The organism is Trichormus sp. NMC-1, assembly GCF_001858025.1.
GTDB lineage: Bacteria > Cyanobacteriota > Cyanobacteriia > Cyanobacteriales > Nostocaceae > Anabaena.
The window spans coordinates 247,692-272,098 of sequence record NZ_LZQD01000003.1; the positions used below are offsets into that span (position 1 = coordinate 247,692).

Below are 24,407 nucleotides of genomic sequence, written 5' to 3' on the forward strand. Positions count from 1 at the left end.
AATGGTTCCTTATGCGGTGAGAAGAACGCGATCGCACTTAATGCGGTTTAATAAACTGTATGAAGATGTGAAAATCGGTAAAGTTGATAGCGGTTGGCTGGAGAAAGTCGAATTAATGGATAATATTTTCCCCAATATCAACTATCGCGCTTACCGTCCGATGTAGTTGCAGGTGACAGGGGACAGGTGACAGGTGACAGAGTTGAAAGTCTGTTTGTGTCTAAGTTTTATCATCTGTTGATGTCCTAACCACCTTGATGGTTGCTATATTCCCATTAACAAAGCAAAACCCCCAATTACGGAACTGGGGGTTATTTTTATGGACATTTTCTTAGACTGTTTTTACTACTATTGAGGTAGATTGCGGCTGGTGTAAGCATCCATTACATAGGCAGGAGTGCGATTGCTATAGTCTATTTCCATACCAGTAATAGATTTCGCCAACTGTTCAAAGGACTCAGAACGCCAGTTACGTTCATGAATGGGCTTGCTTTGTTCACCCATGAAGTAAGCCAAAGAACCAACTACTGAAGCAGCTACCCAACCGACAACCAATAATGCAACTAAGATAGTCATTTCGGAACCTCTTGTTTTAACTTGTGTTTCCTTATGTAAATAAATATAACAAATGTAAACAAAATTTGCAAACTGTTCATAAGGTGTGCTAACCGATAGTTTGGGTAGGGTCTTCCACACTGTGATCATTTTCGCAACCAAATCCAAACACGCCAAATTTCTTATAAATATAATATAAACTGTATTTAACTTTTATTTTCAATATAAGCGAGAATATGATTGAAAAAATTGTTTGATAGCGTAGCGTAGCCATATCAGGATTTATGGGATGTTTGGTGATAGATAATGAAAAGGGCAAAACTTCTGATTTTGGATGATTTTGGATTTGTTATTAAAAACAATCCTGTTCATCTTTGAATCTTATAAATTATGATTATGAAATTCTGGATATACCGTATCATTGATGAGTCAACAATTATTAAACCACTAATAAAATCATGAACAAGGAGGTAAGGATATGGAAAGTATGAAGATTAAAACACACATTGGCAATGATAGAATAGTAAAAATTGAACTTCCGGCTGAATTTGCCAATGAAGAATTAGAAATAGTAATTGTATTTCAACGTATTGCAGAAAAATCATTACAATCTGCAACCAAAACACCGGAAGAATTAGGATATTCTCGTAGGTTTTTAGATGAAGTGATAGGTAGTTGGGAAGGTGAGCCACTTGAGCGTCCAGAACAGCTTCAGTTTGAGGAACGGGAGGAAATTCAATGGCCTATCTCTTAGATACAAATGCCTGTATTCAAATTCTCAATTTAAGAAAATCACCTGTTAATAAAGTTTCTCAAGCTAATCTACAAACCTATGTTATAATTTAGTCAGTAAATAATCATAATAATATTTATTTATGCAAGCTACTGATATTGGAACACTAATTATTAAGTCATCAGAAACTTTAGGAGGTCGCCCTCGTATTGCTGGTACTAGGGTTTCTGTACAACGGATTGCAGCTTGGTACAAAATGGGATTAAATGCGGAAGAAATCACTGAACGCATGGGAAATGTAACTCTTGTTCAAGTGTATGCAGCGTTAACTTATTATCATGCTAATCGAGAAGAAATTGAAGGTTATATTGCTGCTGAAAAAGCTGATTATCAAAAATTAGCAGCAGCAAAAGGGCAAGCGATATGAGTTTAATGAAATTATTCATTGATGAAGATTCAATGGATCAAAGATTTATTAAAGCATTAAGAGCTAGAGGAGTAGATGTTATTACTGTTGCTGAGGTTGAAACTATCAGTTCTAGTGATAAAGAACAACTAATTTTAGCCACTGAACTGCAAAGAGTTTTCTACACATTTAATGTTGGTGACTTTTGCCAGCTACACAGTAGCTATATAGAAGAACAACACAGTCATGGAGGAATTATCATTTCTTCTCAAGATTATTCTATTGGTGAACAAATGCGAAGAGTCCTCAAGTTGATGGCAGATAAATCCGCAGAAGATATGATAAATCAGTTAGTTTTTCTGAGTGCTTACCCTGATGAAATATAAAAACATTCTATTTTCGCATTAGCAAATAATCTCACTCTAGTTACTCACAATACCCGCGAATTTAGCCGTATTGAGGGTTTGAATTATGAAGATTGGGAATAGATAAGTTAATGTTGGGTTTCGTTGCTCAACCTAACTTACCAATTATTGATTATTGATTATTGATTATTGATTATTGCAGCACGCCCTAATTACCATAAAGGTACGGACACAAAAGGGAAATTGAGCCGCAAAGTTAGAACCACAATCTTAGGGTTTCTTGAATCTTACATTCCCACCATTTCTGTCAAACCACCCTGAAAAAGCCCAGTTAATCCATCCACCATCACCTTGATTAGTGAATTCACCATCTTCAAAAACCCAAATACCGAAAGTGACACCGTCATAGACTGCCGAACCATAGAATTTCACTCCTCTAAAACGTTGTTCATAATTTTGACTCAAATTAAAAACCATCACGTTATACCTCTCACCTGCACCATAAAAAGCCCCATTCATGAGATTTTTTACAAATCCACTGCGGTCTCTAGAAGATTTGATACTTGATATAATCAGGTTAGTAATGCCCAGAACATCTACCTGCACATCTAGATTGGCACTTGCTCTCTGCGCCATCATAGTTTTCTGGCTCTTTTCCTCTTTAGAGACACTGGTACTATTTTTGTTGAAAGTGCTATAAGCATAACTAGATTCATGTGCAAAAAAGGGTGCAATCAAAGAAGAAAACACCACTAGTCCCATAGCAGAAAAGTTTTTGATAGTTCGCGTAAATGATGCTGATTTGATGGTATAGTTCATAACTGCGTCAAGTAGGTTTTGATTGGTAGTAGCCTCTGTTGATAGCCTCAAACTAGACTTAGCGTAATGTACTGAAAAGACTATCTAAATCCTTTATTAAGATGGAAGTCAGTAAGAGACTGCTGTGATTAATTGTCTCATCACTAAATTATTGTTTCTACAGGAAAACACCTGATTACATCGGGACTTTTGTAACAAAATTTTAACTACTTTGTCCGAAAATGCCGGATAATACTTACATAAATTAAGCTATAATAGCTGAAATGCTTATATAATATACCCTATATGGATATTAAAGAAGTTTTACAATTTGCTGACGAGTTAGTTTTTGTACAGACGGGAAAACACTTAGATGATATTCAGGACACTGTAATTAAAGGTGTTTGGCAAGGACATACTTATGAAGAAATAGCAGCGCAATGTAATCGCAGTGAAAGTCATGTGAGAGATGTCGGTTATAAACTTTGGCAAATTTTATCTGAACAGTTAAATGAAGATATTAATAAACGCAATTTTCGTTCTGTTTTATCAAGGTTGCAAATCACATCATCTCCTGTAATTATACAAAATAATAATCATAATTTTAATTTTTACTCATCTTATCAAACTAAAGATGATGATAATACTATAAAAAATGATGATAAAAAACAATTATTTGCTAACGATTTAACCCTATCCCCAAAAATCACCCACTTTTACGGAAGAGAAACCGAACTGCAAACATTATCCCATTGGTTAATCAATCAAAATAACCGCCTCATCTCAATTCTAGGATTACCTGGAATTGGTAAAACCACCCTTGTTAAACATTTCATTGACCTAAATTTACAAAAATTCGATTTAGTCATCTGGAAAAGTATTAAACTCTCTCATTCCTTGGATAACATCCTCACAGAAATATTAACATTTACCAAATCTAATCATAGTGAAAATAATAAATTAACTCAATTTTTAAATCTCCTCAATCAAAAAAGATGTTTAATTATTCTTGACGATATCCAAGAAATATTTATTCTTGGACAATTTGCAGGACAATATAAACCTGAATATAAAGACTACAAAACCTTTTTCACCAAAATTGCAGAAATCGAACATCAAAGTAGTTTAATCTTAATCAGTCAGGAACAATGCCAAGAAATGCTCTGCTTAGATGAAGAATTATATTCTGTCAAATGTTTAGAATTATCCGGTTTAAGTAATATTGATATTTTCCACAAACTAAAACTAAAAGATGAGCAAATCTGGTCAAACTTGATAGATTTGTATGGAGGGAATCTCGTTTATTTAAAAGATATTAGCAACGTCATCAAAAATATATTTCAAGGTAGTGTAGCTGATTTTATAAATGAAGGTTTCCTGTTAACAGAAGACATGAAATTTCAACTTGATGAATTATTTAACAGACTATCACCCATAGAAAAAAACATTATTTCTACTATAGGTAAATTTTCTCAACCTGTGGCTAGAGAACATTTAAAAGCAACCATATCCTTATCATCTACCGAATTAATTAATGGTTTACAGTCCTTAAATAGACGTTATTTATTGACAACTATAGAAACAGAAAAAACCCTATTTAACTTGTCTCCTATTTTCCAAGAATATGTAAAAATTACAGAAGCCGACAAGTAATATGAATCATATTATCTGCGTTCAAATTTTATATAAACACCCCAACATAAAATCAGACAGAGCAGAATAAAAAAAAGACAGGCTTTTCACCTGTCCCACAATTAATTATTTAGTAGAGAATCTTAGAAATTCATCTCAGCAGCTTGGACTTTTTCCACCTGCTTCTTCTTCAGTACCAACATCACTTGTGCTAACATCACCAAACAGATGAAAGCCACTAACCATGTGACTCTGGAACTGTCTTGTAGCACAATTTCTGCATCTTTTTGACCGAAACCACCAACGTTGGGATTCACGGTAAGAGCATCACCAGATGCAACTGTTTGTCCTTCAGAAACAATCAGGTCTGGGCCTGCGGGAACTGTATCATTAACAACTTCACCAGCTTCAGTTTTGATGCTGACTACATACTTAACATTACCGTCTTCACCTTCTTCTTTGGCAATCTTGCTAATTGTGCCAGCAGCAGAAGCGTTGTAAATGTTGTTATTGCTCTTTTCACCTGTGGGGTAAACTTGTCCACGTCCCCGGTTTCCGCCTACATGAACGGAATATTTGCCGAAGTGGATACTCTTGTCGGTTGCGGGGTTAGGTGAAAGAACAGGGAAGACGATTTCTTGATATTGTTCGCCTGGTAATGGTCCAACGATGACAATATTGTCTTTTTCTTCACCGTAGGGTTGGAAGTAAACATCGCCTACTTCTTCCTTCAGTTCTTCAGAAATGCGGTCTTCTGGTGCAATTTTGAAGCCTTGAGGCAACATTAATACAGCACCAACATTCAAGCCAACTTTAGAACCATCAGCACCTACTTGCTGCGCGCTGGTGTCGTAGGGAATTTTGACAATCGCTTTAAATACGGTGTCAGGTAATACCGATTGGGGTACTTCCACTTCTGTGGGTTTGGCTGCTAGGTGACAGTTAGCGCAGACAATCCGTCCTGTAGGTTCGCGGGGGGTTTCAGGATAGGCGGCTTGCGCCCAGAAGGGATAAGCAGCAGCGGTTTGGGGTAGGGCTAAATCGCTGGTGAAGAAAAAGGTCAGGGTGGCGATCGCAATCAGCAATGAGTTTACCATTGCTTTAGCAATGCGAGTTAACCTCGCAGGTGTACAGGCGTTTCTCATCTCTATAAAGTCATTAGTCAGTGGTCATTCGTCATTCGTCATTCGTCATTGGTTATTGGTCATTCGTCATTGGTCAAGAGTTGATTAAAAATTCTGGACTGTTGACTTCAGACTAATAACTCATTACTCAGTACTCGGTACTGTTTAAGACCACCAAGCGGGTTCTCCGGTGCGGAAGTCGGTTTCTGTCCAAGGGGTCAAAACAATTTGGTCATCATTAACTGTGGTGTGAGCCAAAGCCAAAGATTTCGGTGCAGGCCCCCGAACAACTTTACCAGTTGCATCGTACTGGGAACCATGACAAGGACATTTAAACTTGTTCTCAGCTACGTTCCAGGGAACGACACAACCCAGGTGAGTGCAGATGGCGTTGATACCGTAATCAGCGATGGCTTCTTTGCTTTCTACGACAATATAAGTGGGGTCGCCTTTGAGTCCTTGAACTAAAGTGCGATCGCCTACATTATGGCTAGAAAGAAATTGACTAACTTTAACGCTGTTACCCAGTTCATCTTTTGCTGTTGTACCACCGCCAGCGCCACCGCTTGCTGGGGGAATAAAGTAGTTGACTACGGGATATAATGCTCCCAAAGCCACACCTGTTACAGTCCCAAAAGTGAGCAGGTTCATGAATTGACGACGACCTATATCAGGAACGTCCACTGATTCAGAAAATTGAGCCATAATCTACGCGCACTTGTGTAATTTTTTTAACATTTTGACAAGCTTGCTAGTACTTAAGCAATTCTTGCCTGAGTCGAAATGCTAACGCCCCCAGGGATGCCACACTTCTTTGTTGCAAGACCTGTCTAGCATCTTTTCTGTTAGCATTACATTTCTTTATATCCTTATCATACTGGAGTTACGGAACTTAACATCATAACTAAATGTAAAATCTAATTGAGAAAACCGCTGAATCCCATCAGGGGATAGGCTGTGATGTTTCCCAGGGATCAAACAGCCTTGCTCATAAGTTTTCCAAATCCCAAATCCCAAATCCCAAATCCCAAATTTTTAATTGAATTGATATGACAGGAAAGGAATTACGTCAACTGTTGATTGATAAGTGGGGATACTCCTATGATGTCCAGTTTCGTCGGACACAGGGAAAGGTATTTCTGCAAGTCATGTGGAAATACGTTGAGCAAGCCTCATTCCCTTTAAGCGAAACTGAGTACCAAGAGCATATTGACAGTATTGCTAATTATCTCCATGCTTTGGGGGGAACAATACAAGTGCAAACTTTTATTGCCCAAACTAAAGAGCGTCCTCGACTGGGTAAAGCTGTTAGTATCCCCCTAGATTTGGGCGATCGCACTTCCGAATGGATATTTTGACATTCTCAAATCTGGGGATGAAAATTCATTTCTTGAGTCGCTTTCCTCTCAGCACGCTTCCTGGCTGAGTTTCCCCCATACCAGGTATTTTTATGAATTTGAATAAAAATCAATGCACAAGCAATTTGAAGTCTGACTGAATTGTTTATTTTCCTGTAAGTTTCACTAAACCAACTCCACCAAAATAAAGTCCTAAAACCGCCCCAGCTAAAAGACTTTGAGTGAGGGGATCTGTAGAAGGTGTAAGTACAGCACCCAAAATTACTGCTCCCATAATCACAAAACGCCAACCAGCCAGCATTTTTTCGGAAGAGACAATACCTAAATTACCTAACAACAATTGAATAATGGGAATTTGAAATGCTAACCCTGTGCTGAATAACAATAACAGCACAAATTCAAAATATTTTTCAATTGACCATATTTGTTCAACAACATCTGCACCGTAGCTGATAAAAAATTGTAAAGCTGCGGGAATAAGTAGCAAGTAAGCAAATACTAACCCGCCAACAAATAGCACACTGGAACCGAAAACCACAGGTGCTAAGAAACGACGTTCTCGACGTGTTAGTCCAGGAAGTACGAATTGGATAATTTGGTAAAGAATAAACGGACTAGCAAGCACCAAACCACTGTAACCTGCAACTTTGATGGAGACAAAGAAATATTCTCCTGGTGCTAGTTGCAGAAATTTTATACCATGCGCTGGGACTTCTAGTAGCTGTACAAGAGGTTTAACAACGAGAAAACAGCCGATAATACCCACGGCTACAGCAATTAAAGAATAAAAAATCCGCTGCCGTAATTCTTCAAGATGGTCAAAAAATGACATTTCCACATCATCTGGTAACTCATCCTGAGAATTAACTTCTGAATTTCCGTATCCTTCTGTATCTATATTAGGAGAATTGATAGTATCTACATCTGGTGAAGGTGTCATGAGTTAATTAATAGGCAACATTCCTTAACTATTTTATCTGTGAGAGCGACTTTGAGAAGGGGAGAAGAGGACGGGGGGAAGAGGAGAGGGGGAGAGGGGGAGAGGGTAATTTTTTACTGGGTTGGTAATTTGGGGTGTGCGGCTGAGTATTTAGCAACCAAAGCCGAAATTGATGGGTTATACAGTCGTAGATAATTCCAGTAATTACCAAAAACTTGCCTGACGTAATTTCTGGTTTCGTCAAAAGGAATTTCTTCCACAAACTCATCTGGATCTTGTTTAGGTATGGTTCGCAACCATTTAGCAACATTACCTGGTCCGGCATTATAACTAGCGATCGCTAACATGGAATTATTCCCATATTGCTGATGAGTATGATCTAAATACCAAGTACCCAGCATAATGTTATCGTTGGGGTTTTCCAAACTAATGGTTTTCATATCGACATTAATTTGCGGGGCTATCCATGCTGCTGTACTGGGCATTACCTGCATTAAACCCGTTGCACCGACTACAGATTTAATTTTTGGCTGAAACCGCGACTCCTGACGCATCAGGGCTGTAACTAGCAGAGGATTCAGTTTACGTGTAGTTGACCATTTTTCAATTTCTTGGAAATAGGGAAAAGGATAACGAGCTTGCCAGTAAATGATTTGTTGACTTAAAGCTGCATATTCGGCTTTTTCTGCTGGTATTTCCCGATCTTCCAATTTAGAAATTTTATCAATACCCATGAGATTTTCGCCTTTTGCCAACAGCATCAACCCTTCGGTAAAGTCTTCGGCTACAGTAGGCTGATCTTTGTTCTGAAATTCTGTCTCCCACTGTAACCAAGCATCACGATCTTGACCTAACAGATATAATTCTTTAAAAGTATCAGAACCTGCTGTTGGCACAGGACGCTGATGTGGGACAACTTCCGGGTTCATCAGTCGCAGGTTGTTAAAATTACCTACATCTAACCCCAAAATGCTGGCAGAGCGCCATGCGTAATAAGATTGGGGAAATTGACTGAGTACATACTCATAAGCAGTGCGAGCTTCCTGCTGTTTTCCCAGTGTAGTTGCCCATTTACCTACCCAAAACCCGGCTCTAGGAGCCAAAATGCTGGTAGGATTATTAGCAGCTATTGGTTGCGCCCATTCCCATGCACCTACATAATCTTGGGCTTTGGCTTTATTTAGGGCTATTTTCCAACGATATTCTGCCGCTTCGTTAGAACTGCTATACTTACCTAAAAGTAATTTCCAAGTTGTATTCGCTGACTGGTTATCGTTGAGAGTTTCCAGTAATTTAGCTTTTTGTACGAGTGCTTTCGGCGCTTGTTGAGGAAACTTATTAATTATTTGGTCAAGATAAGGTATTGCGGCTTTTCCTGGGGAAATTTCTCCTAATCTCAACAGGGCTGTTCCTGTTTCCTCAGCGGTGGGAAATTGTTGCACCTGTTGTTTATAGAGAGCAACTGCTTTATCTCGCTCTTTGTTTAACTGTATCCCTCTAGCGGTGCGGTAGAGATTGCGGGCTGTTTTGGGTGCTTTAGTATAAGCATTAGCCGCTTTGGTAAATTGATTATTATCCCAGTAGACTGAACCAATTAGTTCCCAATCTGCGGGTGTGAGTTGAGGCTGTTTGACTAATTGATCTAATATACCGACTATTCCCGGTTCATTGGCGGCATATTTGGCTAAGATCAATAGCAACTTGGGCTGATTGGGATTATCTTTTAAGCGTTTGCGGATAATTTCCCAGGTGAGGGGATGAGAAGGAAATCGTGCGATCGCTTGATCATGTAGTTTTGGTAGCCCAATCAAGTATATGGCCTTAACTGCCGCTGCTTCTTGGGGATAATCTTTTAGCACTTTTTGCCGCAAATCCGAAGCTTTACCCTTTTCACCCAGCATATCCTGTGCCTGGGCTTGTTTGAGCAAAATGTAAGGTGCTAAAACCGGATAATCTTTTTCTAGTCCTGCTAGTAAAGTTAGCGCTTTTTCCCCTTGGTTGGTTTCCAGGTAATCGCTGGCCAAAAGATAACTAGCTCTTTGTTGATCTGGAGAATTGCTGGCTTTAGCAATTTCACTTAGTTTTGCTGCTCTTTCTGGTAAAGATTGAGATATTAAACTAAAGACAACAGACTTTGATTTATTCGTCTCAGATAATTGCTCAGGTTGACTCTGACTTACGTTTAACCATTTACTCAGGGTTTTTCCAGCTTGTGGGGCTGATACCATACCGCCGACTAAAAAGGCACATAGTCCTGCGCCAGCAATCAGATAAATTTGCTTGTTTTGTGGTTTCTTCAGCATGGATACCCGCTGTTGATGTAGCGTCTCAAGGAGAAAGTTGTTGATCAATTTCTTGCAACTGTAACACTACTGGCGGGAAATGTTATCACTTTTGAGTTAAAGGTTTGAGTTTTTTTGAGAGAAAACAATAATTTTCTCTCTCCCAGGTGGTTTCTACCCTGTTAAAATTGTCTGTAGTTAAATGATATTTAGCCCTGAAGTCAGAAGTCAATATCAGAGGATGTTTTAAAATTCTACAATTGTATCCATATCGCCTCTAGATCTTTAAAAAGGTAGGGAATACCTTTCTCAAAATCTTCCTGATTTAATTGGGATTTCTTCCCCTGGTTGCGTGCTGGATAAAAAATAAGATCACGATTCAAAACTCGCAGATGACTAATTAATACTTCTATCGGGTTTATCTCTTGATTAATTAACCAAATTGACCAACCAATCAGTTTAAAAGTGTTGAACAATGATATGCGAGTTAGCCATTCATGAAATGCTACACGAGCTTCATCTAAAACAGCGTCATACTCTGCTATGATTTCTGTATGATGAAACATGGGTGAATTAATACCATGAATTCCACTTACCTGATATTTTCCCATTTTAATTCTTGGTAAGCAGGAAACTTCAAAATGATATAAATCATGGTAACAAAGCAAATCATCATGTATACTTATCAGCTTATCTTCTATTATTACACGTTCTTTGCTGATACAGCCTAGCATTTTTTTGATTGATAAATCTATCAAAATTTCTGAAGGAGCAATAAGTTTGTCCATAGAGAGATAACAAATTGTTTTGGTTTGGGTATTTATCAGGTATTTTAGGTTGTTAAGCTATGCATAAAGGGTGACGTTAACAGCAATAATTGGTGAATTATCAACTAATCCACTTGATGTTAAGCAAAGTTATCTGTCTATGCCAACAAGACCTGGCGTTAGCAAATATAATAAATTCCCAAATTCAAAAATTCAAGCCTATATACAACATCAAAAATAATTTGAATTTATTAACAAAAATAACCAGAAATAAAATACTTATTACTTTGATAATAATATGACTCTCAATCACTAAATTCACTAATACTTTTAACTAATTTTGCTGATTTTTATGGGTATTTACACTGTTTTAATATAATCTCTTATCAATTAACAATATTCTTGGTTTAACAATCTTGTCACCAGGTTTAGTATAGTTAAATTACAGCACTTCCCGATGTTATGAGGTACAAGAACCCCTCCCCCAACCCCCTAAGAGCAAGCGATGAGGAGGCTAAGATGTACCTCATAAGAGCGGAAACCGCTGTATCTACCTGAATATCATAATCGCTCAATAAATGGGTGCGAACTACCTGTTCGATCACAAAAACTCGGTTGATATTAAAACCGAGTTGAGAGATTGGTCAATTTGAATTAGGAATATTCACCGTTTTGCTAATTCTGGAGTTTTCCCTTTTAATCCAATCATCAATTTGAGTGCAAATACTTTCAGCATTGGTACTCGCTGCATAAACCATAAACCCAAACGTCGGATAATTACTACTGGTAAAAAGTTATTAGAAAAAACTCGATCTAACAAATCGGTGAAACCTAAAATTGCGAGATTTTCTTTTTTTCTCCAGCGTTCATATTTTTTGAGAATTTGGATATTACCAATATCTTCACCGGCTTGGTGCGCTGTTTGGATGACTTCTGCTAAAGCTGCTGCGTCACGAATACCTAAATTTAAACCTTGTCCACCGACAGGGTGACAGTTGTGTGCTGCGTCACCGACTAAAGCCAGACGGGGGAGAACATAGCGATCGCTCTGCATCAACTGTACCTGAAAAATAAAGCGATCGCCTAATAATTCCAATTTACCCATCTGCTCACCATAGCGTTTGGTGAGTTCAGCCAAAAATTCTTCATCATTTAAAGCACACAAAGCCTTAGCTTCTTCATGAGGTGCAGTCCACACAATTCGGCAACGGTTCCCAGGTAAGGGTAAAATTGCAAAGGGGCCACTAGTCCAAAACTTTTCGTAAGCTGTATAGTTATGGCATTTTTCCGGCTTGACAAAAGCCACAATACAGGATTGCCAATATTTCCAGCCTTTAGTTTTAATTCCCGCTGCTTGGCGAATCGGCGACTTGGAACCATCTGCTGCTACTAGTAATTTACTGCGGATTGTCCGATTTTCACCATCAACTTTAATATTAACAGTAACTATATCTTGATCATTTTGCGTATTTACCACTTCGGCTGGACAGAGATAAGTTACATTCGGACAATTCTGTACAAATTCCTGTAAAGGTTGTAACAGTGCATAATGTTCAGCCACATAACCTAATTCTGAAGTCCCTAAATCAGAAGTTTGGAATTTCACCACATCGGCATAGTCTGCATCAGATAGCCGCACTTTGTTATATTTAGCGACATGAGGCAGAATTTTCTCCCAAATACCAATTCCTTGAAAAATTCGGGCTGAAAGCAGATGTACGGCGTAAGCTTGTCCTTTAGCGACTGCGGCTGATGTCACCTTAGCTTCAATTAGTAGCACACTCAAGCCAGAGTCTTTTAAAGCAGCAGCCAGGGTTAAGCCAACAATCCCAGCACCGACAATTACCAAATCGTAATCATATTCCCTTTGGTTTGTGGGTGTGTGGGGAGGAGGAAGAATTTGAGTAAGCTGAGTCAGGGACATTGTTAAGAGAGATTACAGCGTTTTACTTATTATTTTTACGCAACTCCCCGAAGAGAGCAAGTTAAAATAATTCGTAATTTGTAATTAACCCGGATTTCATTTGTTTCCCGTTAAGAGTTTCTTAACTAGCAACTTACGTTAATCATTAGCTACTAAACCATAGTAGCCATGAGATTTTCCGCCATGTCAAAATTGGCTGTCACATTTTGTACATCATCTAATCCTTCTAGGGTATCAATCAATTTGAAGAGCGATCGCGCCTGTTCAGAATCTGTAACTTCCACCTGATTACCAGGAATCCAGCGCAATTCAACATCTGCGACTTTAAAGCCTTTTGCTTTGAGTGTTTGACTGAGAGTTTCTAAATTTGCTACCTCAGTAAATACTTCAGCGGTTTCATCTGCCGTCATTTCATAGGACTCAGCATTACCTTCTAAAGAAGCTTCTAAAAGCTGTTCTTCATCAACCACACCCTCAACCACACAAACGCCTTTTTGGGTAAACATCCAACCCACACAACCTGTTTCCCCCAGATTTCCACCATTTTTACTAAAAGCTACACGCAAATCTGCGGCTGTGCGATTGCGGTTATCTGTGAGGGCTTCAATTAAAATTGCTACACCACCAGCGCCATAACCTTCATAGCGAATTTCTTCTAAACTGGAGTTATCACCGCCAAAAGTACCTGCACCTTTAGCGTTCGCGCCTCGCGTGCCGCAGGCAATCGCTCTTTCAATATTATCATTAGGAATCCCCGCCGCCTTGGCCTTGTCAATTGCTGTCCGCAGTTGAAAATTACCAGCAGGATCTGGTACACCATTTCTAGCAGCAACAATTATCGCCCGTGACAGTTGAGTGAAGATATTTCCTCTTTTGGCATCTACTACAGCCTTCTGACGCTTAATATTTGCCCATTTACTATGTCCTGCCATAATCTGAAATTAATTATTAACGCCCTCTTCCAAGATAGAATATATCTAGCTTTCACCCAAATGCAATTAATTGAGGCAGAGGGTAGCAGAGGGAAAAATTGACAATTTCAGTAAAAAATTCCCTTATCATCAGCCAGGGAATTATGAGCAACTTCAATAACTAAATTTGGCGCGCTCAATTTCCCCTCATCCCAGACAACTGGAAGTAGAGGAGAAAAACACCAAAAACGAATTTAGCCCGCGTAGGCGGGCTTTGCTTGTGTAGCCCCAGACTTTCACTTTCTCAAAACCAATTGAAAGGAATTCAAATACCCCGTGATGGTTTTAGCTAAAGTCGAACGCTGTTTTTTAGAAACTATACCTATGACCTGATATAAGCGCCCTTGGGCCACATACATTCTGTTGATAGTTACCTTACCAGCCGAATCTACATACTCAATTTCTTTCCCCGGTTGCCCATTGGAACTACGAATATTACGTTGACTAACTAAATTGCTTTGTGTAGCTTTTAAGGTGTTATCCTGGGCTTGATTCAATATTTTTTGGGGGTTAGTCATTTGAGCATAGCTATAAGGAAATTCATTGTAAGTTACTAAATACGCAACTTCCTGTTCTGGTGGTTGGGCGACAAATATTTCTAATTTTATTTCTCCCATGTAGGTTTTTTGGACTTGAGTTTTTCTTTTCGGTTTTCCTGGCATTAAAACCTGAAAACTCTGATCTGGGGGAGTGAATACCTGCCATTTTGGCTGCACTACTTTAGGAACAGTAGGTTTACTAGGAGAAGCCACCGGTTTGGGTTGACGCGTCTCGGCTGAAACATAACCACTGTATAAAAAAGTGGCAGCAATGAAAGGGAGTAAAATTTTGATAGTCATATTTATAGCATTCGCAGATGCAGATTTGATTGTTCCTGCTATTTATAACCTAGCTGCACACACAGCCGCACCAATTAATCCTACTTGTTGATCAAGAATTACAAATAGTATTTTTAGATACCACTTTACCTCATTTCTCCACTGATAAACTTATCGAGTGAGGAAAAAATTATGTCTTATACGTTTTATAATGGATATCACCATTTATTGGATTTATTCAAGCAAGCACAAAAAGATAGTCCTAAAGATGTTGGACTAAAGCGTACTCAAAAAGGAAGTAAGTAATACATATCATTGCAGACAAATATTGGCGATAAAAGACGAGACAAAGCGTGCAATTTTAACTTAGCTTAGATAGCGATAGTGACTGCACTAGACAAAGCTAATAAAGTTATTGAAGCATTAGAGTTATTCACAAATGAATCAGAAGTAAGGAGCCGATACCCCTCTTAGCTGTTGTGGCTGTACAATTTTAGATATTGATGTGCTACTTCCAATTGTGAAAAACGAAAATTATCAGTAGTTTTATTCAGGGGTTGTTCTAAAGCACAAATAATGGCTTGTGAGAGATTGTTGATAGCATCATCTTGAAGATAAAAATAACAACAGCTAGAACCAGCAATTTCTCTGAATATGGGAATATCAGAGCAAACTACCTGACACGAAAAGTATAGAGCTTCTGCTAAGGGTAAACAAAATCCTTCCTGAGATGAAGCAGCAATAAAAAGTTCACATTTTTGATACAACCAACATAATTCATTATCCTTGAGAGCATGAATTAGCAGCACTTGATTTTGAAGAGAAAGATTGTGAATTAGATTGAATAAACTCTCTGTTTCTGGGCCTGTATTACCAACAATAATTAACTTAGTAGCATCTTGCAGATACCCATGTTTCTTTAAAAAGGAAAAAGTTTGTATCAACAAATCTATATTTTTGTTTTTACGGTGTTGGGCGACACATAACAAAAAAGCATCATTATTACCAATATCTAAACCAATCGGTGGCGTAGGAGTAATATGACTAAAATTGACATAGTTATAAATAACCGTCAAGTTTTTGCATGATTGAAGATGTGGAAAATATGAGTTGAGGCTATTTAGCGTAGATTTAGAAACACAGGTAAGTCCATCACTATTTTTTATGCATTGGTTTAAAAAAACTCGGTTAAAAAGAACATTTGGATATCCAAAAACTTCAGGTTTTTCATAGGGATATAAATCGTGGATTGTAGAAAAAACAGGAGATGAGAAAAGTGACCGCAAAAAAGGAAATGGAAATGACATATGAATAATGTCAGGACTAAGACGCTTGACCAATTTTGGTAAGCCAAATAAAAACCAAATATTTCTTGCCAACGAACTGTTTTTAATATCTACACTAATTAACTGAATTTTAGGGGAATGAAACAATAGTTCAAAGTAATTCTTCTGCCATGCTCCTACAATTAAGGTCACTTTGCTAACTTCTTGAGTATCAGCCAGACATTGAGCAAGATTTGCAGCGTATCGGCAAATACCTGTTGGTTTTGCAGGTCTGTGTAAAGCAGCAATTAATATGTGCATATTATGAAAGTTAGCAAAATGAATTAGTTAAAAGTAGATTCAAAAAACTTGAGATACAACATCAGTTTCCGAGACTTTTCTGCTGGCAATCTCTAGATAAAGTTTATTCAAACGCTCACCTACAACTTGCCAACTGTAGTTTTCATTTACTAGTTTTCGACCTGCCTGACCCATACTAACTTTCAGTTCTGGGTCTTTAGCTAAATGAATCATCGCTGCCGCTAGGTCACGTACAGCTTGGTATGGTTCATCAGCAGGAATCTTAAAGCCAGTTTCGTCTGTAACTTGAACAGCAGGTCCGCCTAAATCTAGACAAATCACGGGACGACCAGCTGCCATTGCTTCCATGCACACCCACCCTCCAGAATCATGCAAGCTGGGATGAACTAGCACATGGGAGTCCTTTAATAAATCTAAAGCTTTTTCACGAGGCAATCTGCCCCAAAATTTAACTTTTTTAGCAATTCCTAAATCTGATGCTAACGTTTGAAGTTGATACCATTCAGGTCCATCTCCGACTATCCAGTATTCTGTATTTGGTAGATTCGCTTGAGCAAAGGCACGCAGTCCTAAGTGAAAGCCTTTCCAGTGGAGAAGTCTACCCATGCTGATAAATTTCACTATTGGCTCATTAGGTATTTCATATTGGTTGAGATGCTCTATATCTTCCGCTGATAACCCTAATTGAGATTGAATTTGCACATGACTTGCACCCATTTGATAGAGTCGTTGGGCTGTATCCTTAGTTGTGGCTCGGATTACAGCACTTTTTTTAGCAGTAAGACGTACAAACGGGTCTTGCTCTCCCAGCCAACCAGCGCCGCTACGGGCAATTTCGTAAATTTTGCCCTTCCAGCTAAAATCCTGCCAAAAGCTTACTGGTGCAGTCTCTCCACCACCTACAGGACCCCAAACTAGGGGAATGGGTAGTAGTGACAGGAAGCAAGGATTGGAATATTTTACAAAAGTGACATGGTGCGTTAAGTCAAAGTCAATTTTCTGATGTAAACGACGAGCGACAACGTAGGCTTGAATTTGCCAGAGGTAATAGTGAAGCTGCATTCCCCCAGATTGTCCCCAGCGTCTGCTATCTTTCCAAAAGGGCAGAGTAAAGTAAACAAAGTGAAGATTGGGAATGGGGTTGCGTGCTAATTCTGCGTTGATGATATCCTGGCTCTCATCTGGTCGGGTGAGTACCCAGACTTCATGGTATTTAGCGGCTTCTCGGACAATATTCCAACCCACACCAGGTTCAGAACCCATACCTGGTTCACAAGAGTAAGCAGATATTAAAATCTTCATGGTTGTAGTAATTAACTAAACAATATACAGTTGGTGTCGTTCAGTTCGTTGTTAAGATTAGCAGCGTAGTTTTGGAAATTAGCGATCGCTTGTTCCAGCAAGTTATTTTCGTTGTTTTTAGAGTATTAGCAATTGTCGGTATGCTTTTCTAAAAGCCTGTTCTGTCTGTTTCTTTAGTTGTCGTTCTTGCCACGCTAGTCCGAGGATAAAAGCGATCGCCAGCATGAAGCCTGGTTCTTCCATTTGAGTAAAAATAAAACCCAGGACGATGACAGTTAGTAAAGTAACTTTTAAGGAGTCATCTAGACCAAAGTGTTGCCAAGCTAAATAGGATAGAAATAGGTATGATCCTATACCCAAAAGTCCTAAATCTCCCCATATTCCAGCCCAACCAAAAACTGGGCTAAAGAGACTGGAACTATAACAAATCCAAAAACTATTCACAAATTGCATTGCTTCTTCACCAATAGAACTGGTGGTAGCACCTAGTGGTCCGAGTATAGACCAGTAATCTCTAAGAAACCATACTCCTAAGCGGCTAACAGTATGTCCTGGACCAAGACCAAATAACCAATTTAAAGGAGATTGATAGTAGGATGCGATCGCACGGACTGAGTAGAATTTGGCATACCAAGCTTCACCATCTGGTCCATAAAGTTCCGGTCGCGCCCAGGCTGTAAATCCAGCAAAAGCTTCTAAGTTCTGCACACACCAAAGGAATCCAAATCCAAAAAGAGCGATCGCACTCAGAAGTTTTATAGTTTTACCAAGATCCTTTGAATTCAAGAAGATTAGAAGACACCAGGCAATTAGATAAGCAGGCAGAAGTTGTTTGGAATCAGAAAATAGGATTTGCCAGAAAGCGGCAATAATTACCATTATTCTACTCCATAGAGGAAAATTCTTTTCATTAGTGAAGAAGTAGAGGGCAAAAGCAACTGATACCGAAGCCGATACATAACCCCCCGCCCCAGAAACGAAAAAAACTCCACCGCATCCATCCGTACCATTAAGTCCTTTAGCATAGAGTTTTCCGGCATCAATTAAAGGTTTCTGGACAGCAGCGAGGACAAAGTTAATTAAAACAGACCAGATCAGCCACTTCTTGATGCGGTTAATGGATTCAGAAGACATGGAAATACAGATTATAGCCAACAGGAACATGAAGGGTTCGGCCAGCATCATGAAAGAGACAATTGCGTTAATCAAGCCTGTGTTATTCCATAATGCACTAACCAAAATGGTGACTAGAAAAATGAAGATTCTCAATAAAAAAGAATATGCAATTGCAATTTGTTTGTGATCTTTTGTCCTACTTGTAAATAATACAACCACTAACACAAAAGGAACAATTACAAAATGAGCAAGATTAAGGATTGAAGGAGCGCGAGTAATTGAACAAAAAATCCGCGAATAAAAAACCGAACAAAAAGATAAAATAATTAAGCTTGTGTTATCAATTACTCCCTTCTTTTTGTTGGTTGTGTGTGTCTGCAAATACATAATACTGGTAATTCAAAACTGTTGAATAAAACTCAAATGTCATTCGGATATATCGGCTTTAGAATGCAGAATATTTGCTTTAGGGATTAACGCAAGTAGTTGAGTAAGATACAAGAAACCCTCCTTGCAAGGGATGAGGGGGACTGGATTTGTGGTTAAATTCTTTTTTCATCCTGTTCATCCTTTAATCCTGGACATCCTGATTCTCATTCTCCACATCAGCGGGGCTTAAAGATAAAATTGCAGATGTATGTTTTCCCTAAAGAAGATAATCCCGCGTAATTTCTAATATCTTGATGTTTTTCTGGAGAAAATTTCTCCAAACTCTTAAGTTCTTCGTTCATAAAAAAGTATCCTTCGTAACCCAATTTTAAAATTTTGAAAAATATGTCAGATATATCCTGATCGGGATGATGTTTTTGCTCAATTTCAATGAGGAGATTGGGGCGTTGTGTAATCAATAAATTATATGCTCCATCAATTACAGATTCTTCATGTCCTTCAACATCAATTTTTATGAAACCAATATTCCTGTGACCCTGATTATCAAGTCGTTTTAAGGGAACTTCATAAATTGTCCCTTTTTGATAAGTAGCCTTTTCTTCCAGAGTTCCCAGTTGGTCATATAAGAAATTATCAACGAGTGGTACTGATAGAATTGCTTGTCCTTCTCTATTGGAAAGGGCAATGGAATAAACACTTACATTTGAGGAAACTGATTTAATAATGAATTCTGCAAGTTCTGGATTAGGCTCATAAGCAAATACGTGATGTGAAAGTCGAGAAAGGAAATAAGTATAGACACCTTTATTTGCACCAATATCAATACTATTCTTTTTTGGATCAACTAGAGATTTTAGGAGTTTCAGTTCTGGTTCACCATTTCGGTAGTTCATTGCAGCCATTAAATGAATAATAGCTGAAGGAGGTAAGATTTTTCTAACTAATTCTTTTGTGGACATTGTGAGCATTTTATTACTTCCTTAATTACAATAGTTATTGTTTGCTTTACATTTTTATTAAGCATATTCAATTTATGTTTTTTCTTAAGCTCTCATAAATTAAAGCTATGTTTTCTGCTGTTTTTCTCCAAGTAAATGATTTAGTCCTTGTTAAACTTTTTTGTCTCATTTGTTGGTAATAAATAGGATTTTCTTGAAGATGAATTACAGCATTTGCTATTTCTTTCACATCTCTTGGGTTAACCACAACTCCAGCATCTCCTACAACTTCAGGCATGGCAGAAATATTTGATGTAATTACTGGAGTTCCACAAGCCATTGCTTCTAAAATAGTTATTCCAAAACCTTCATGCAGTGAAGGAGCCATCAGAATATCAGCAGCGTTGTAGATTTGTACTAGAGTTGCTTTATCTGGTTTTCCTAAATATTTAATATGGCTGACAAGTTCTGAGTCTTCTATGAATTGTTTCTGCTCATCTGTAAAATCTGCCCCAACTTTCCAAAACTTGATTGGCAACCTTTTCTGGATTAAAATTTTTACTACTTGAAGAATAGCATAAATATTCTTCCGGGGATGATTTGCACCGACATTTAGCAGACAAATTGTTGCAGATGAAATTCCTTGTTGTTTACGAAAAGACTCAATGTTTTCTGTAAGCAAAGGTTTAAATATTGATTCAACAGCATTAGGAATTACAGTAATACGTGCTGGTTCAATATTAAGTATTTGAGTTGTGTCTTTAGCTGTGGCAGCAGAAACTGCAATGATGTGATCCGCAAATTTCATACCTTTAACAGAGTATAGCCATGCACTTCTACTGATCAGAGGTAATTGTACAGAACCTTGAAGATTATCAGGGTAAAAAAAGTTAATGAGATCATGACAAGTGACGACAGTCGGCTTACCAGTTTTTTTCAATGAATAAACTAGATGAGCGTCGCAAGGTTCAATGATATGGTAAATATCTGCTATTTGCTGCTTAACTGTATGAGGATAGCGCCAAAAGCGTTCGTAGTATTTTTGGATTCTGAGAGACCAAGAGGAACTACTTCTATCAAAAGAACGGGGTGCGAGTTCGATAATCTCCCAATCTGGACGAACAGCTTTTAAACCGGAAATCAAGCCATTGGTATAAACATCAATGCTGAATTCAGCCATTGTCCGTGCGATCGCAATCCGCATCAGTTTAATCTCCTCACCGATTTATTCAGTCCAGTCACACTCACGGTATAGTCTGCAATTTTAGGAGTTAGTATAGTCTGCCAAAGATCAATTAATCGTTCGGCAATTCGTTGGTGGGTATACAACCGATTCACCCGCTCAAATCCATAATTTCCTACTTCTTGCCTCCATTTTGGTTCTTGGATCATGCGCTTGAGAATTGCTGTCAATCCTCTGGTATCATCTTCTGCAAATACTAGGTCTTCTCGTCCAATCACATTGGGAATTTCTCCACTGTTAGAACCAATGACGGGAACTTTCATTGCCATTGCTTCAATCAGAACATGACCAAATTGCTCTTTCCATTCAGGAGTAGTGCGGGAAGGTAGCACCAGCACGTCAAACTCACTAATTACCTCTGGTGCTTGTTCATGACGGACTGCACCTTGCCAGATCACCCAATCTGCCACCCCTTGTTCTTGGGATACTTGTCTGAGTTTTGCTTCACTTTCACCAGAGCCGCAAATCAGGACGCGGAAGTTAAAACCCTGTTCCCGTAACTGGTGAGCAGCGGTAAAAATTAGGTCAATTCCCTTACTGTGGGTTAACCGTCCCAGAAACCCAATGTGAAATAGGCGATTACCTGCTTTCTGTTGACGGGAGACGAAAAATTCAGGATCAACACCCATCTGCGGCATGACTTCTAACAAACCTGTGTAACCCCAACGGCGAATAATTTCTGCCCCATCATGATTACCAGGAAGCACGAGACGAGCAGTATTGAGAACAAACTGAGAAATCCAGCGACGCGGAAGGGATAGTTGTCGATTAATATTTTCCCAACCAAAAATAGCGAGGGGTTTACCTGTAAATCTGCTCCAGATGGCAAATTCATAAGCACATAAGGAAAATACTTCTTCCTCAACCTGAACAATATCGGGACGAAAATCATTCAGCACTTGCCACAGTGTCCAAGGAGTATAAATATGTGCGCCGCCACGCCCACTAAATAAGACAGGTGCGGAGTAGGTGCGGATATGAGAATAGGGTGTTTCTAGTGGGATGAGACGATTCCATTCTGAAGCTTTCCAGTTACTGGGAGCCAGAAGAGCAACTTCGACGTTGTTAATCTCTGCGATGCCTACGGCAAGCGAAGCTATCGCATTCAATTTACCCTGGTTAACACCGACAACATAGGCATGACTGACAAAAAGAACTTTTAAAGTTTTAGGTGTAGTGTTGACTTGGGCTATGGGTAAATTGTCATAGTGTTTTTGTTTGGTCCTCATTAATTTTGGTTGATTATTATTCAAGAAAAGAGTTTTTTAAGCAACAAGCGCCCGAATTCTAGTTACAGTCCAATCAACTAATTTGGGACGATATTGGGGTGCATACAACCATGTCATTGCAGGTTCAGCTAGAGGTAATGGCATCAAACCAACCCAGATAAACCAGAGGCTGTAGAACAGTCGCTTTTGCCAGTTAAAGTCTGAGTATTTCCAGAGACAGCGAATTCCGTAGTAAATTAAATTTACTGTGCGATCGCTCGGAACTGGATGCTTTTGAGGATCTAGGCGTAAAGAAATAATCCGCGACCATAAACGTCCTATTGAACGTTGTTCTAAATCAGCAGGAATTTCATAGCCCAATGCTTTTGCTTTCTGGGTTAACAGAGCGAAGTTCTGTAAATCATGACGCACAAACCGTTGGAAACGACTACTGGTGACAGTTGCCAATGCCCATTGATTCATATCATGAATTCTGTAAGCACCTAGCGGTTTTTCTAATGCGACAACATTGCCATAAAAAGGAATTTGAAAAGATAAATAGTCATCTGCGGTCAGCTTATATTCATCAGGAATGGGAAATAAATTTTCCAGAAAGCGACGATTTAGTGCATTACCGCTAGTTGGAGTGCTGACATATCCACCTTTATCTAAGAGAATTTTCCATACCTCACCATTTGAAAGAGAGGCACTTCCTTGGGGACAAGAGTAACCAAGGGATTTCCCTAGCGTATCAACAACTTTTAGGCGATAGTGGACTTTAGAAAGTTCTGGTTTCCAAACGGCAACGATTTGTTCAACAGCATCAGGGAATAAATAATCATCTGAATCCAGAAAGATAATAATTTCGCCCTTACTTTTGGCAAATCCACTATTAAAAGCCGCAGCTTGTTTGCCATTGGGTTGCAAAATGGGAATGATGCGATTACCATATCCAGCGATAATATCACAAGAATTGTCAGTTGAACCATCATCAACAACAATAATTTCAATGTGAGAATAGGTTTGGTTAATGGCACTATTGATTGCCTCTGGGAGAAAGCGATCGTAGTTGTAGTTATTAATAATAATACTAACTAATGAATGCCTATCCATATTCAAAGTTACTTCCTCCTGAATAAATAAAACTTATATTGTTTATCCCCAAAAATGGTACTTTATAGCTTGACCGTAATAAGATAAAGCTGATATTACTTGCCCTTGCCTTAGATAATCAATTCGCTTATAAGCTGGAATAATAATTGAAACTGCTGGGAATGAAGCATCCATAAATTTTATCCTTTTTGAAACTTGTTAACGAATTATCACCACTTCCAGCAGGGGAAACGCACAGGGGAAACGCATCTAAATCTTATTGACAAAATACCGTTTTCATGTATAAACCAAGAAATCCCTATTTATCGTTTGATTGATTTTTTCAGGATCATAGTAATGGACTAAAATATTGTCAATAAGTGGTCGTTAATGCGAATATTTTGGTCATTATTGAGATTGAATCGCCCTTATTGATATCCATACATTTCATAGAAACTGCGTAATAGTCCCTCATTAAAGGTTTTTGCAGCACCGTATAAAGTGCGGTTATTGTAGGGATGATGAGATTCAGTTGTGGGGAAATTCTCTGCCATGCCATATATTGAAGCTGATGAGGCTGCAACTACCTTTTTCACCCCGGCTTTAACTGCTGCTTCTAAAATATTGAAAGTACCATCGGCGAGAACTTCCAATGCTAGTCGGGGTTCCTGTCATCTTTAGAACCATCATCAACAACAAGAATCTCAAAGTCTTGATGGGTTTGTCCCAGGATACTTCGTATCGCTCTCTCAATTACGTAACCGCGCTTGTAAGCAGGAATGATAACAGATATAAGAGACATGATTGGATACAAATAAAAAAGATATTTTTTAGTATGCGCCCCTGACGATAAAGTAAA

General features: G+C 38.6%; 26 protein-coding genes and 1 pseudogene. 8 read left to right on the forward strand and 19 right to left on the reverse strand.

Features of this window, described 5'->3' with window-relative positions; all coding sequences use genetic code 11:
• On the forward strand, nt 1–166 hold a 166-nt coding region (locus A9Y75_RS26435; RefSeq protein WP_143046409.1), incomplete at its 5' end, for a DUF1957 domain-containing protein.
• Between the two features lie 182 nt (nt 167–348).
• Here the strand turns inward: A9Y75_RS26435 and A9Y75_RS12465 are convergent.
• Complete coding sequence (locus tag A9Y75_RS12465) at nt 349–576, reverse strand: hypothetical protein (protein ID WP_071190133.1); 228 nt, start codon at nt 574–576, stop codon at nt 349–351.
• A gap of 457 nt (nt 577–1,033) precedes the next feature.
• Between A9Y75_RS12465 and A9Y75_RS12470 the strand changes: the two genes are divergently transcribed.
• The 4 genes and pseudogenes from A9Y75_RS12470 to A9Y75_RS29585 all read left to right on the forward strand — a co-directional run.
• The gene (locus A9Y75_RS12470; RefSeq protein ID WP_071189879.1) at nt 1,034–1,309 is read left to right on the forward strand and encodes a hypothetical protein; all 276 of its coding nucleotides are present in this window, start codon (nt 1,034–1,036) and stop codon (nt 1,307–1,309) included.
• Between the two features lie 121 nt (nt 1,310–1,430).
• Entirely contained in the window at nt 1,431–1,715 is a 285-nt protein-coding gene (locus A9Y75_RS12475; protein WP_071189880.1) for a DUF433 domain-containing protein, read from the forward strand.
• Nucleotides 1,712–2,080 carry a DUF5615 family PIN-like protein gene (locus tag A9Y75_RS12480; RefSeq protein ID WP_071189881.1) on the forward strand — a complete coding sequence of 123 codons (369 nt, stop codon included), beginning with the start codon at nt 1,712–1,714 and terminating at the stop codon, nt 2,078–2,080. The genes A9Y75_RS12475 and A9Y75_RS12480 overlap by 4 nt, the downstream gene beginning before the upstream one ends.
• 15 nt (nt 2,081–2,095) lie before the next feature.
• A pseudogene (locus tag A9Y75_RS29585) lies at nt 2,096–2,182 on the forward strand (type II toxin-antitoxin system VapC family toxin); the annotation flags it as partial.
• Between the two features lie 147 nt (nt 2,183–2,329).
• On the opposite strand, the gene A9Y75_RS30340 reads toward A9Y75_RS29585, so the two are convergent.
• Nucleotides 2,330–2,878, reverse strand: coding sequence for a hypothetical protein (locus A9Y75_RS30340; protein ID WP_201788411.1), 549 nt, complete (start codon nt 2,876–2,878; stop codon nt 2,330–2,332).
• A 285-nt stretch (nt 2,879–3,163) separates the two neighbouring features.
• Here A9Y75_RS30340 and A9Y75_RS12490 point away from each other — a divergent pair, with 285 nt between their 5' ends.
• A complete protein-coding gene (locus tag A9Y75_RS12490) occupies nt 3,164–4,510 on the forward strand; it encodes an NB-ARC domain-containing protein (RefSeq protein WP_071189882.1) in 1,347 nt (448 codons plus the stop codon).
• A gap of 122 nt (nt 4,511–4,632) precedes the next feature.
• Here A9Y75_RS12490 and petA read toward each other — a convergent pair whose 3' ends face one another.
• Nucleotides 4,633–5,634: an apocytochrome f gene (gene petA / locus A9Y75_RS12495; RefSeq protein ID WP_071189883.1), complete on the reverse strand. Its 1,002-nt coding sequence runs from the start codon at nt 5,632–5,634 to the stop codon at nt 4,633–4,635.
• Here petA and A9Y75_RS30165 point away from each other — a divergent pair.
• Nucleotides 5,597–5,722 (forward strand): hypothetical protein, encoded by a 126-nt coding sequence (locus A9Y75_RS30165; RefSeq protein ID WP_269086302.1) that lies wholly within the window; start codon nt 5,597–5,599, stop codon nt 5,720–5,722. The genes petA and A9Y75_RS30165 overlap by 38 nt on opposite strands.
• Before the next feature lie 56 nt (nt 5,723–5,778).
• Here the strand turns inward: A9Y75_RS30165 and A9Y75_RS12500 are convergent, their stop codons facing one another.
• Nucleotides 5,779–6,318, reverse strand: a complete 540-nt coding sequence (locus A9Y75_RS12500) for a cytochrome b6-f complex iron-sulfur subunit (RefSeq protein ID WP_071189884.1) — start codon at nt 6,316–6,318, stop codon at nt 5,779–5,781.
• Between the two features lie 344 nt (nt 6,319–6,662).
• Between A9Y75_RS12500 and A9Y75_RS12505 the strand changes: the two genes are divergently transcribed.
• Complete coding sequence (locus tag A9Y75_RS12505) at nt 6,663–6,971, forward strand: DUF3067 family protein (RefSeq protein ID WP_071189885.1); 309 nt, start codon at nt 6,663–6,665, stop codon at nt 6,969–6,971.
• Nucleotides 6,972–7,116: 145 nt separating this feature from the next.
• Here A9Y75_RS12505 and tatC read toward each other — a convergent pair whose 3' ends face one another.
• The 15 genes from tatC to A9Y75_RS26445 form a co-directional block, all read right to left on the reverse strand.
• Nucleotides 7,117–7,911 carry a twin-arginine translocase subunit TatC gene (gene tatC, locus A9Y75_RS12510; protein ID WP_071189886.1) on the reverse strand — a complete coding sequence of 265 codons (795 nt, stop codon included), beginning with the start codon at nt 7,909–7,911 and terminating at the stop codon, nt 7,117–7,119.
• Between the two features lie 113 nt (nt 7,912–8,024).
• Entirely contained in the window at nt 8,025–10,214 is a 2,190-nt protein-coding gene (locus A9Y75_RS12515) for a transglycosylase SLT domain-containing protein (RefSeq protein ID WP_071189887.1), read from the reverse strand.
• A gap of 233 nt (nt 10,215–10,447) precedes the next feature.
• A complete protein-coding gene (locus tag A9Y75_RS12520; protein WP_071189888.1) occupies nt 10,448–10,981 on the reverse strand; it encodes a hypothetical protein in 534 nt (177 codons plus the stop codon).
• 643 nt (nt 10,982–11,624) lie between these two features.
• Nucleotides 11,625–12,884, reverse strand: a complete 1,260-nt coding sequence (locus A9Y75_RS12525; RefSeq protein WP_071189889.1) for an FAD-dependent hydroxylase — start codon at nt 12,882–12,884, stop codon at nt 11,625–11,627.
• A 152-nt stretch (nt 12,885–13,036) separates the two neighbouring features.
• On the reverse strand, nt 13,037–13,816 hold the full coding sequence (locus A9Y75_RS12530) for a YebC/PmpR family DNA-binding transcriptional regulator (RefSeq protein ID WP_071189890.1): 780 nt from the start codon (nt 13,814–13,816) through the stop codon (nt 13,037–13,039).
• A gap of 275 nt (nt 13,817–14,091) precedes the next feature.
• Entirely contained in the window at nt 14,092–14,694 is a 603-nt protein-coding gene (locus A9Y75_RS12535) for a hypothetical protein (protein WP_071189891.1), read from the reverse strand.
• 449 nt (nt 14,695–15,143) lie between these two features.
• The gene (locus tag A9Y75_RS12540; protein ID WP_071189892.1) at nt 15,144–16,259 is read right to left on the reverse strand and encodes a glycosyltransferase family 1 protein; all 1,116 of its coding nucleotides are present in this window, start codon (nt 16,257–16,259) and stop codon (nt 15,144–15,146) included.
• A 39-nt stretch (nt 16,260–16,298) separates the two neighbouring features.
• Nucleotides 16,299–17,561, reverse strand: a complete 1,263-nt coding sequence (locus tag A9Y75_RS12545) for a glycosyltransferase (RefSeq protein WP_071189893.1) — start codon at nt 17,559–17,561, stop codon at nt 16,299–16,301.
• Nucleotides 17,562–17,678: 117 nt separating this feature from the next.
• Complete coding sequence (locus tag A9Y75_RS12550; RefSeq protein WP_201788412.1) at nt 17,679–18,800, reverse strand: hypothetical protein; 1,122 nt, start codon at nt 18,798–18,800, stop codon at nt 17,679–17,681.
• A 482-nt stretch (nt 18,801–19,282) separates the two neighbouring features.
• Nucleotides 19,283–20,026 (reverse strand): FkbM family methyltransferase, encoded by a 744-nt coding sequence (locus A9Y75_RS12555; protein WP_177176170.1) that lies wholly within the window; start codon nt 20,024–20,026, stop codon nt 19,283–19,285.
• A 67-nt stretch (nt 20,027–20,093) separates the two neighbouring features.
• The gene (locus A9Y75_RS12560) at nt 20,094–21,209 is read right to left on the reverse strand and encodes a glycosyltransferase family 1 protein (RefSeq protein WP_071189896.1); all 1,116 of its coding nucleotides are present in this window, start codon (nt 21,207–21,209) and stop codon (nt 20,094–20,096) included.
• Nucleotides 21,209–22,477 carry a glycosyltransferase gene (locus A9Y75_RS12565; protein WP_143046411.1) on the reverse strand — a complete coding sequence of 423 codons (1,269 nt, stop codon included), beginning with the start codon at nt 22,475–22,477 and terminating at the stop codon, nt 21,209–21,211. The genes A9Y75_RS12560 and A9Y75_RS12565 overlap by 1 nt, the downstream gene beginning before the upstream one ends.
• Before the next feature lie 36 nt (nt 22,478–22,513).
• Nucleotides 22,514–23,569 (reverse strand): glycosyltransferase, encoded by a 1,056-nt coding sequence (locus tag A9Y75_RS12570; RefSeq protein WP_071189897.1) that lies wholly within the window; start codon nt 23,567–23,569, stop codon nt 22,514–22,516.
• Nucleotides 23,570–23,976: 407 nt separating this feature from the next.
• Nucleotides 23,977–24,201, reverse strand: coding sequence for an NAD-dependent epimerase/dehydratase family protein (locus A9Y75_RS12575; RefSeq protein WP_071189898.1), 225 nt, complete (start codon nt 24,199–24,201; stop codon nt 23,977–23,979).
• 2 nt (nt 24,202–24,203) lie between these two features.
• Nucleotides 24,204–24,350: a glycosyltransferase gene (locus A9Y75_RS26445; RefSeq protein WP_083389574.1), complete on the reverse strand. Its 147-nt coding sequence runs from the start codon at nt 24,348–24,350 to the stop codon at nt 24,204–24,206.
• Nucleotides 24,351–24,407 lie beyond the last annotated feature (57 nt).

What these genes read in the sequence shown, in the direction of transcription:
- A9Y75_RS12465 (WP_071190133.1), bottom strand. Translation starts at nt 576, where the DNA reads ATGACTATCTTAGTTGCATTATTGGTTGTCGGTTGGGTAGCTGCTTCA.
- A9Y75_RS12470 (WP_071189879.1), top strand. Translation starts at nt 1,034, where the DNA reads ATGGAAAGTATGAAGATTAAAACACACATTGGCAATGATAGAATAGTA.
- A9Y75_RS12475 (WP_071189880.1), top strand. Translation starts at nt 1,431, where the DNA reads ATGCAAGCTACTGATATTGGAACACTAATTATTAAGTCATCAGAAACT.
- A9Y75_RS12480 (WP_071189881.1), top strand. Translation starts at nt 1,712, where the DNA reads ATGAGTTTAATGAAATTATTCATTGATGAAGATTCAATGGATCAAAGA.
- A9Y75_RS30340 (WP_201788411.1), bottom strand. Translation starts at nt 2,878, where the DNA reads ATGAACTATACCATCAAATCAGCATCATTTACGCGAACTATCAAAAAC.
- A9Y75_RS12490 (WP_071189882.1), top strand. Translation starts at nt 3,164, where the DNA reads ATGGATATTAAAGAAGTTTTACAATTTGCTGACGAGTTAGTTTTTGTA.
- A9Y75_RS30165 (WP_269086302.1), top strand. Translation starts at nt 5,597, where the DNA reads ATGCGAGTTAACCTCGCAGGTGTACAGGCGTTTCTCATCTCTATAAAG.
- petA (WP_071189883.1), bottom strand. Translation starts at nt 5,634, where the DNA reads ATGAGAAACGCCTGTACACCTGCGAGGTTAACTCGCATTGCTAAAGCA.
- A9Y75_RS12500 (WP_071189884.1), bottom strand. Translation starts at nt 6,318, where the DNA reads ATGGCTCAATTTTCTGAATCAGTGGACGTTCCTGATATAGGTCGTCGT.
- A9Y75_RS12505 (WP_071189885.1), top strand. Translation starts at nt 6,663, where the DNA reads ATGACAGGAAAGGAATTACGTCAACTGTTGATTGATAAGTGGGGATAC.
- tatC (WP_071189886.1), bottom strand. Translation starts at nt 7,911, where the DNA reads ATGACACCTTCACCAGATGTAGATACTATCAATTCTCCTAATATAGAT.
- A9Y75_RS12515 (WP_071189887.1), bottom strand. Translation starts at nt 10,214, where the DNA reads ATGCTGAAGAAACCACAAAACAAGCAAATTTATCTGATTGCTGGCGCA.
- A9Y75_RS12520 (WP_071189888.1), bottom strand. Translation starts at nt 10,981, where the DNA reads ATGGACAAACTTATTGCTCCTTCAGAAATTTTGATAGATTTATCAATC.
- A9Y75_RS12525 (WP_071189889.1), bottom strand. Translation starts at nt 12,884, where the DNA reads ATGTCCCTGACTCAGCTTACTCAAATTCTTCCTCCTCCCCACACACCC.
- A9Y75_RS12530 (WP_071189890.1), bottom strand. Translation starts at nt 13,816, where the DNA reads ATGGCAGGACATAGTAAATGGGCAAATATTAAGCGTCAGAAGGCTGTA.
- A9Y75_RS12535 (WP_071189891.1), bottom strand. Translation starts at nt 14,694, where the DNA reads ATGACTATCAAAATTTTACTCCCTTTCATTGCTGCCACTTTTTTATAC.
- A9Y75_RS12540 (WP_071189892.1), bottom strand. Translation starts at nt 16,259, where the DNA reads ATGCACATATTAATTGCTGCTTTACACAGACCTGCAAAACCAACAGGT.
- A9Y75_RS12545 (WP_071189893.1), bottom strand. Translation starts at nt 17,561, where the DNA reads ATGAAGATTTTAATATCTGCTTACTCTTGTGAACCAGGTATGGGTTCT.
- A9Y75_RS12555 (WP_177176170.1), bottom strand. Translation starts at nt 20,026, where the DNA reads ATGTCCACAAAAGAATTAGTTAGAAAAATCTTACCTCCTTCAGCTATT.
- A9Y75_RS12560 (WP_071189896.1), bottom strand. Translation starts at nt 21,209, where the DNA reads ATGCGGATTGCGATCGCACGGACAATGGCTGAATTCAGCATTGATGTT.
- A9Y75_RS12565 (WP_143046411.1), bottom strand. Translation starts at nt 22,477, where the DNA reads ATGAGGACCAAACAAAAACACTATGACAATTTACCCATAGCCCAAGTC.
- A9Y75_RS12570 (WP_071189897.1), bottom strand. Translation starts at nt 23,569, where the DNA reads ATGGATAGGCATTCATTAGTTAGTATTATTATTAATAACTACAACTAC.
- A9Y75_RS26445 (WP_083389574.1), bottom strand. Translation starts at nt 24,350, where the DNA reads ATGTCTCTTATATCTGTTATCATTCCTGCTTACAAGCGCGGTTACGTA.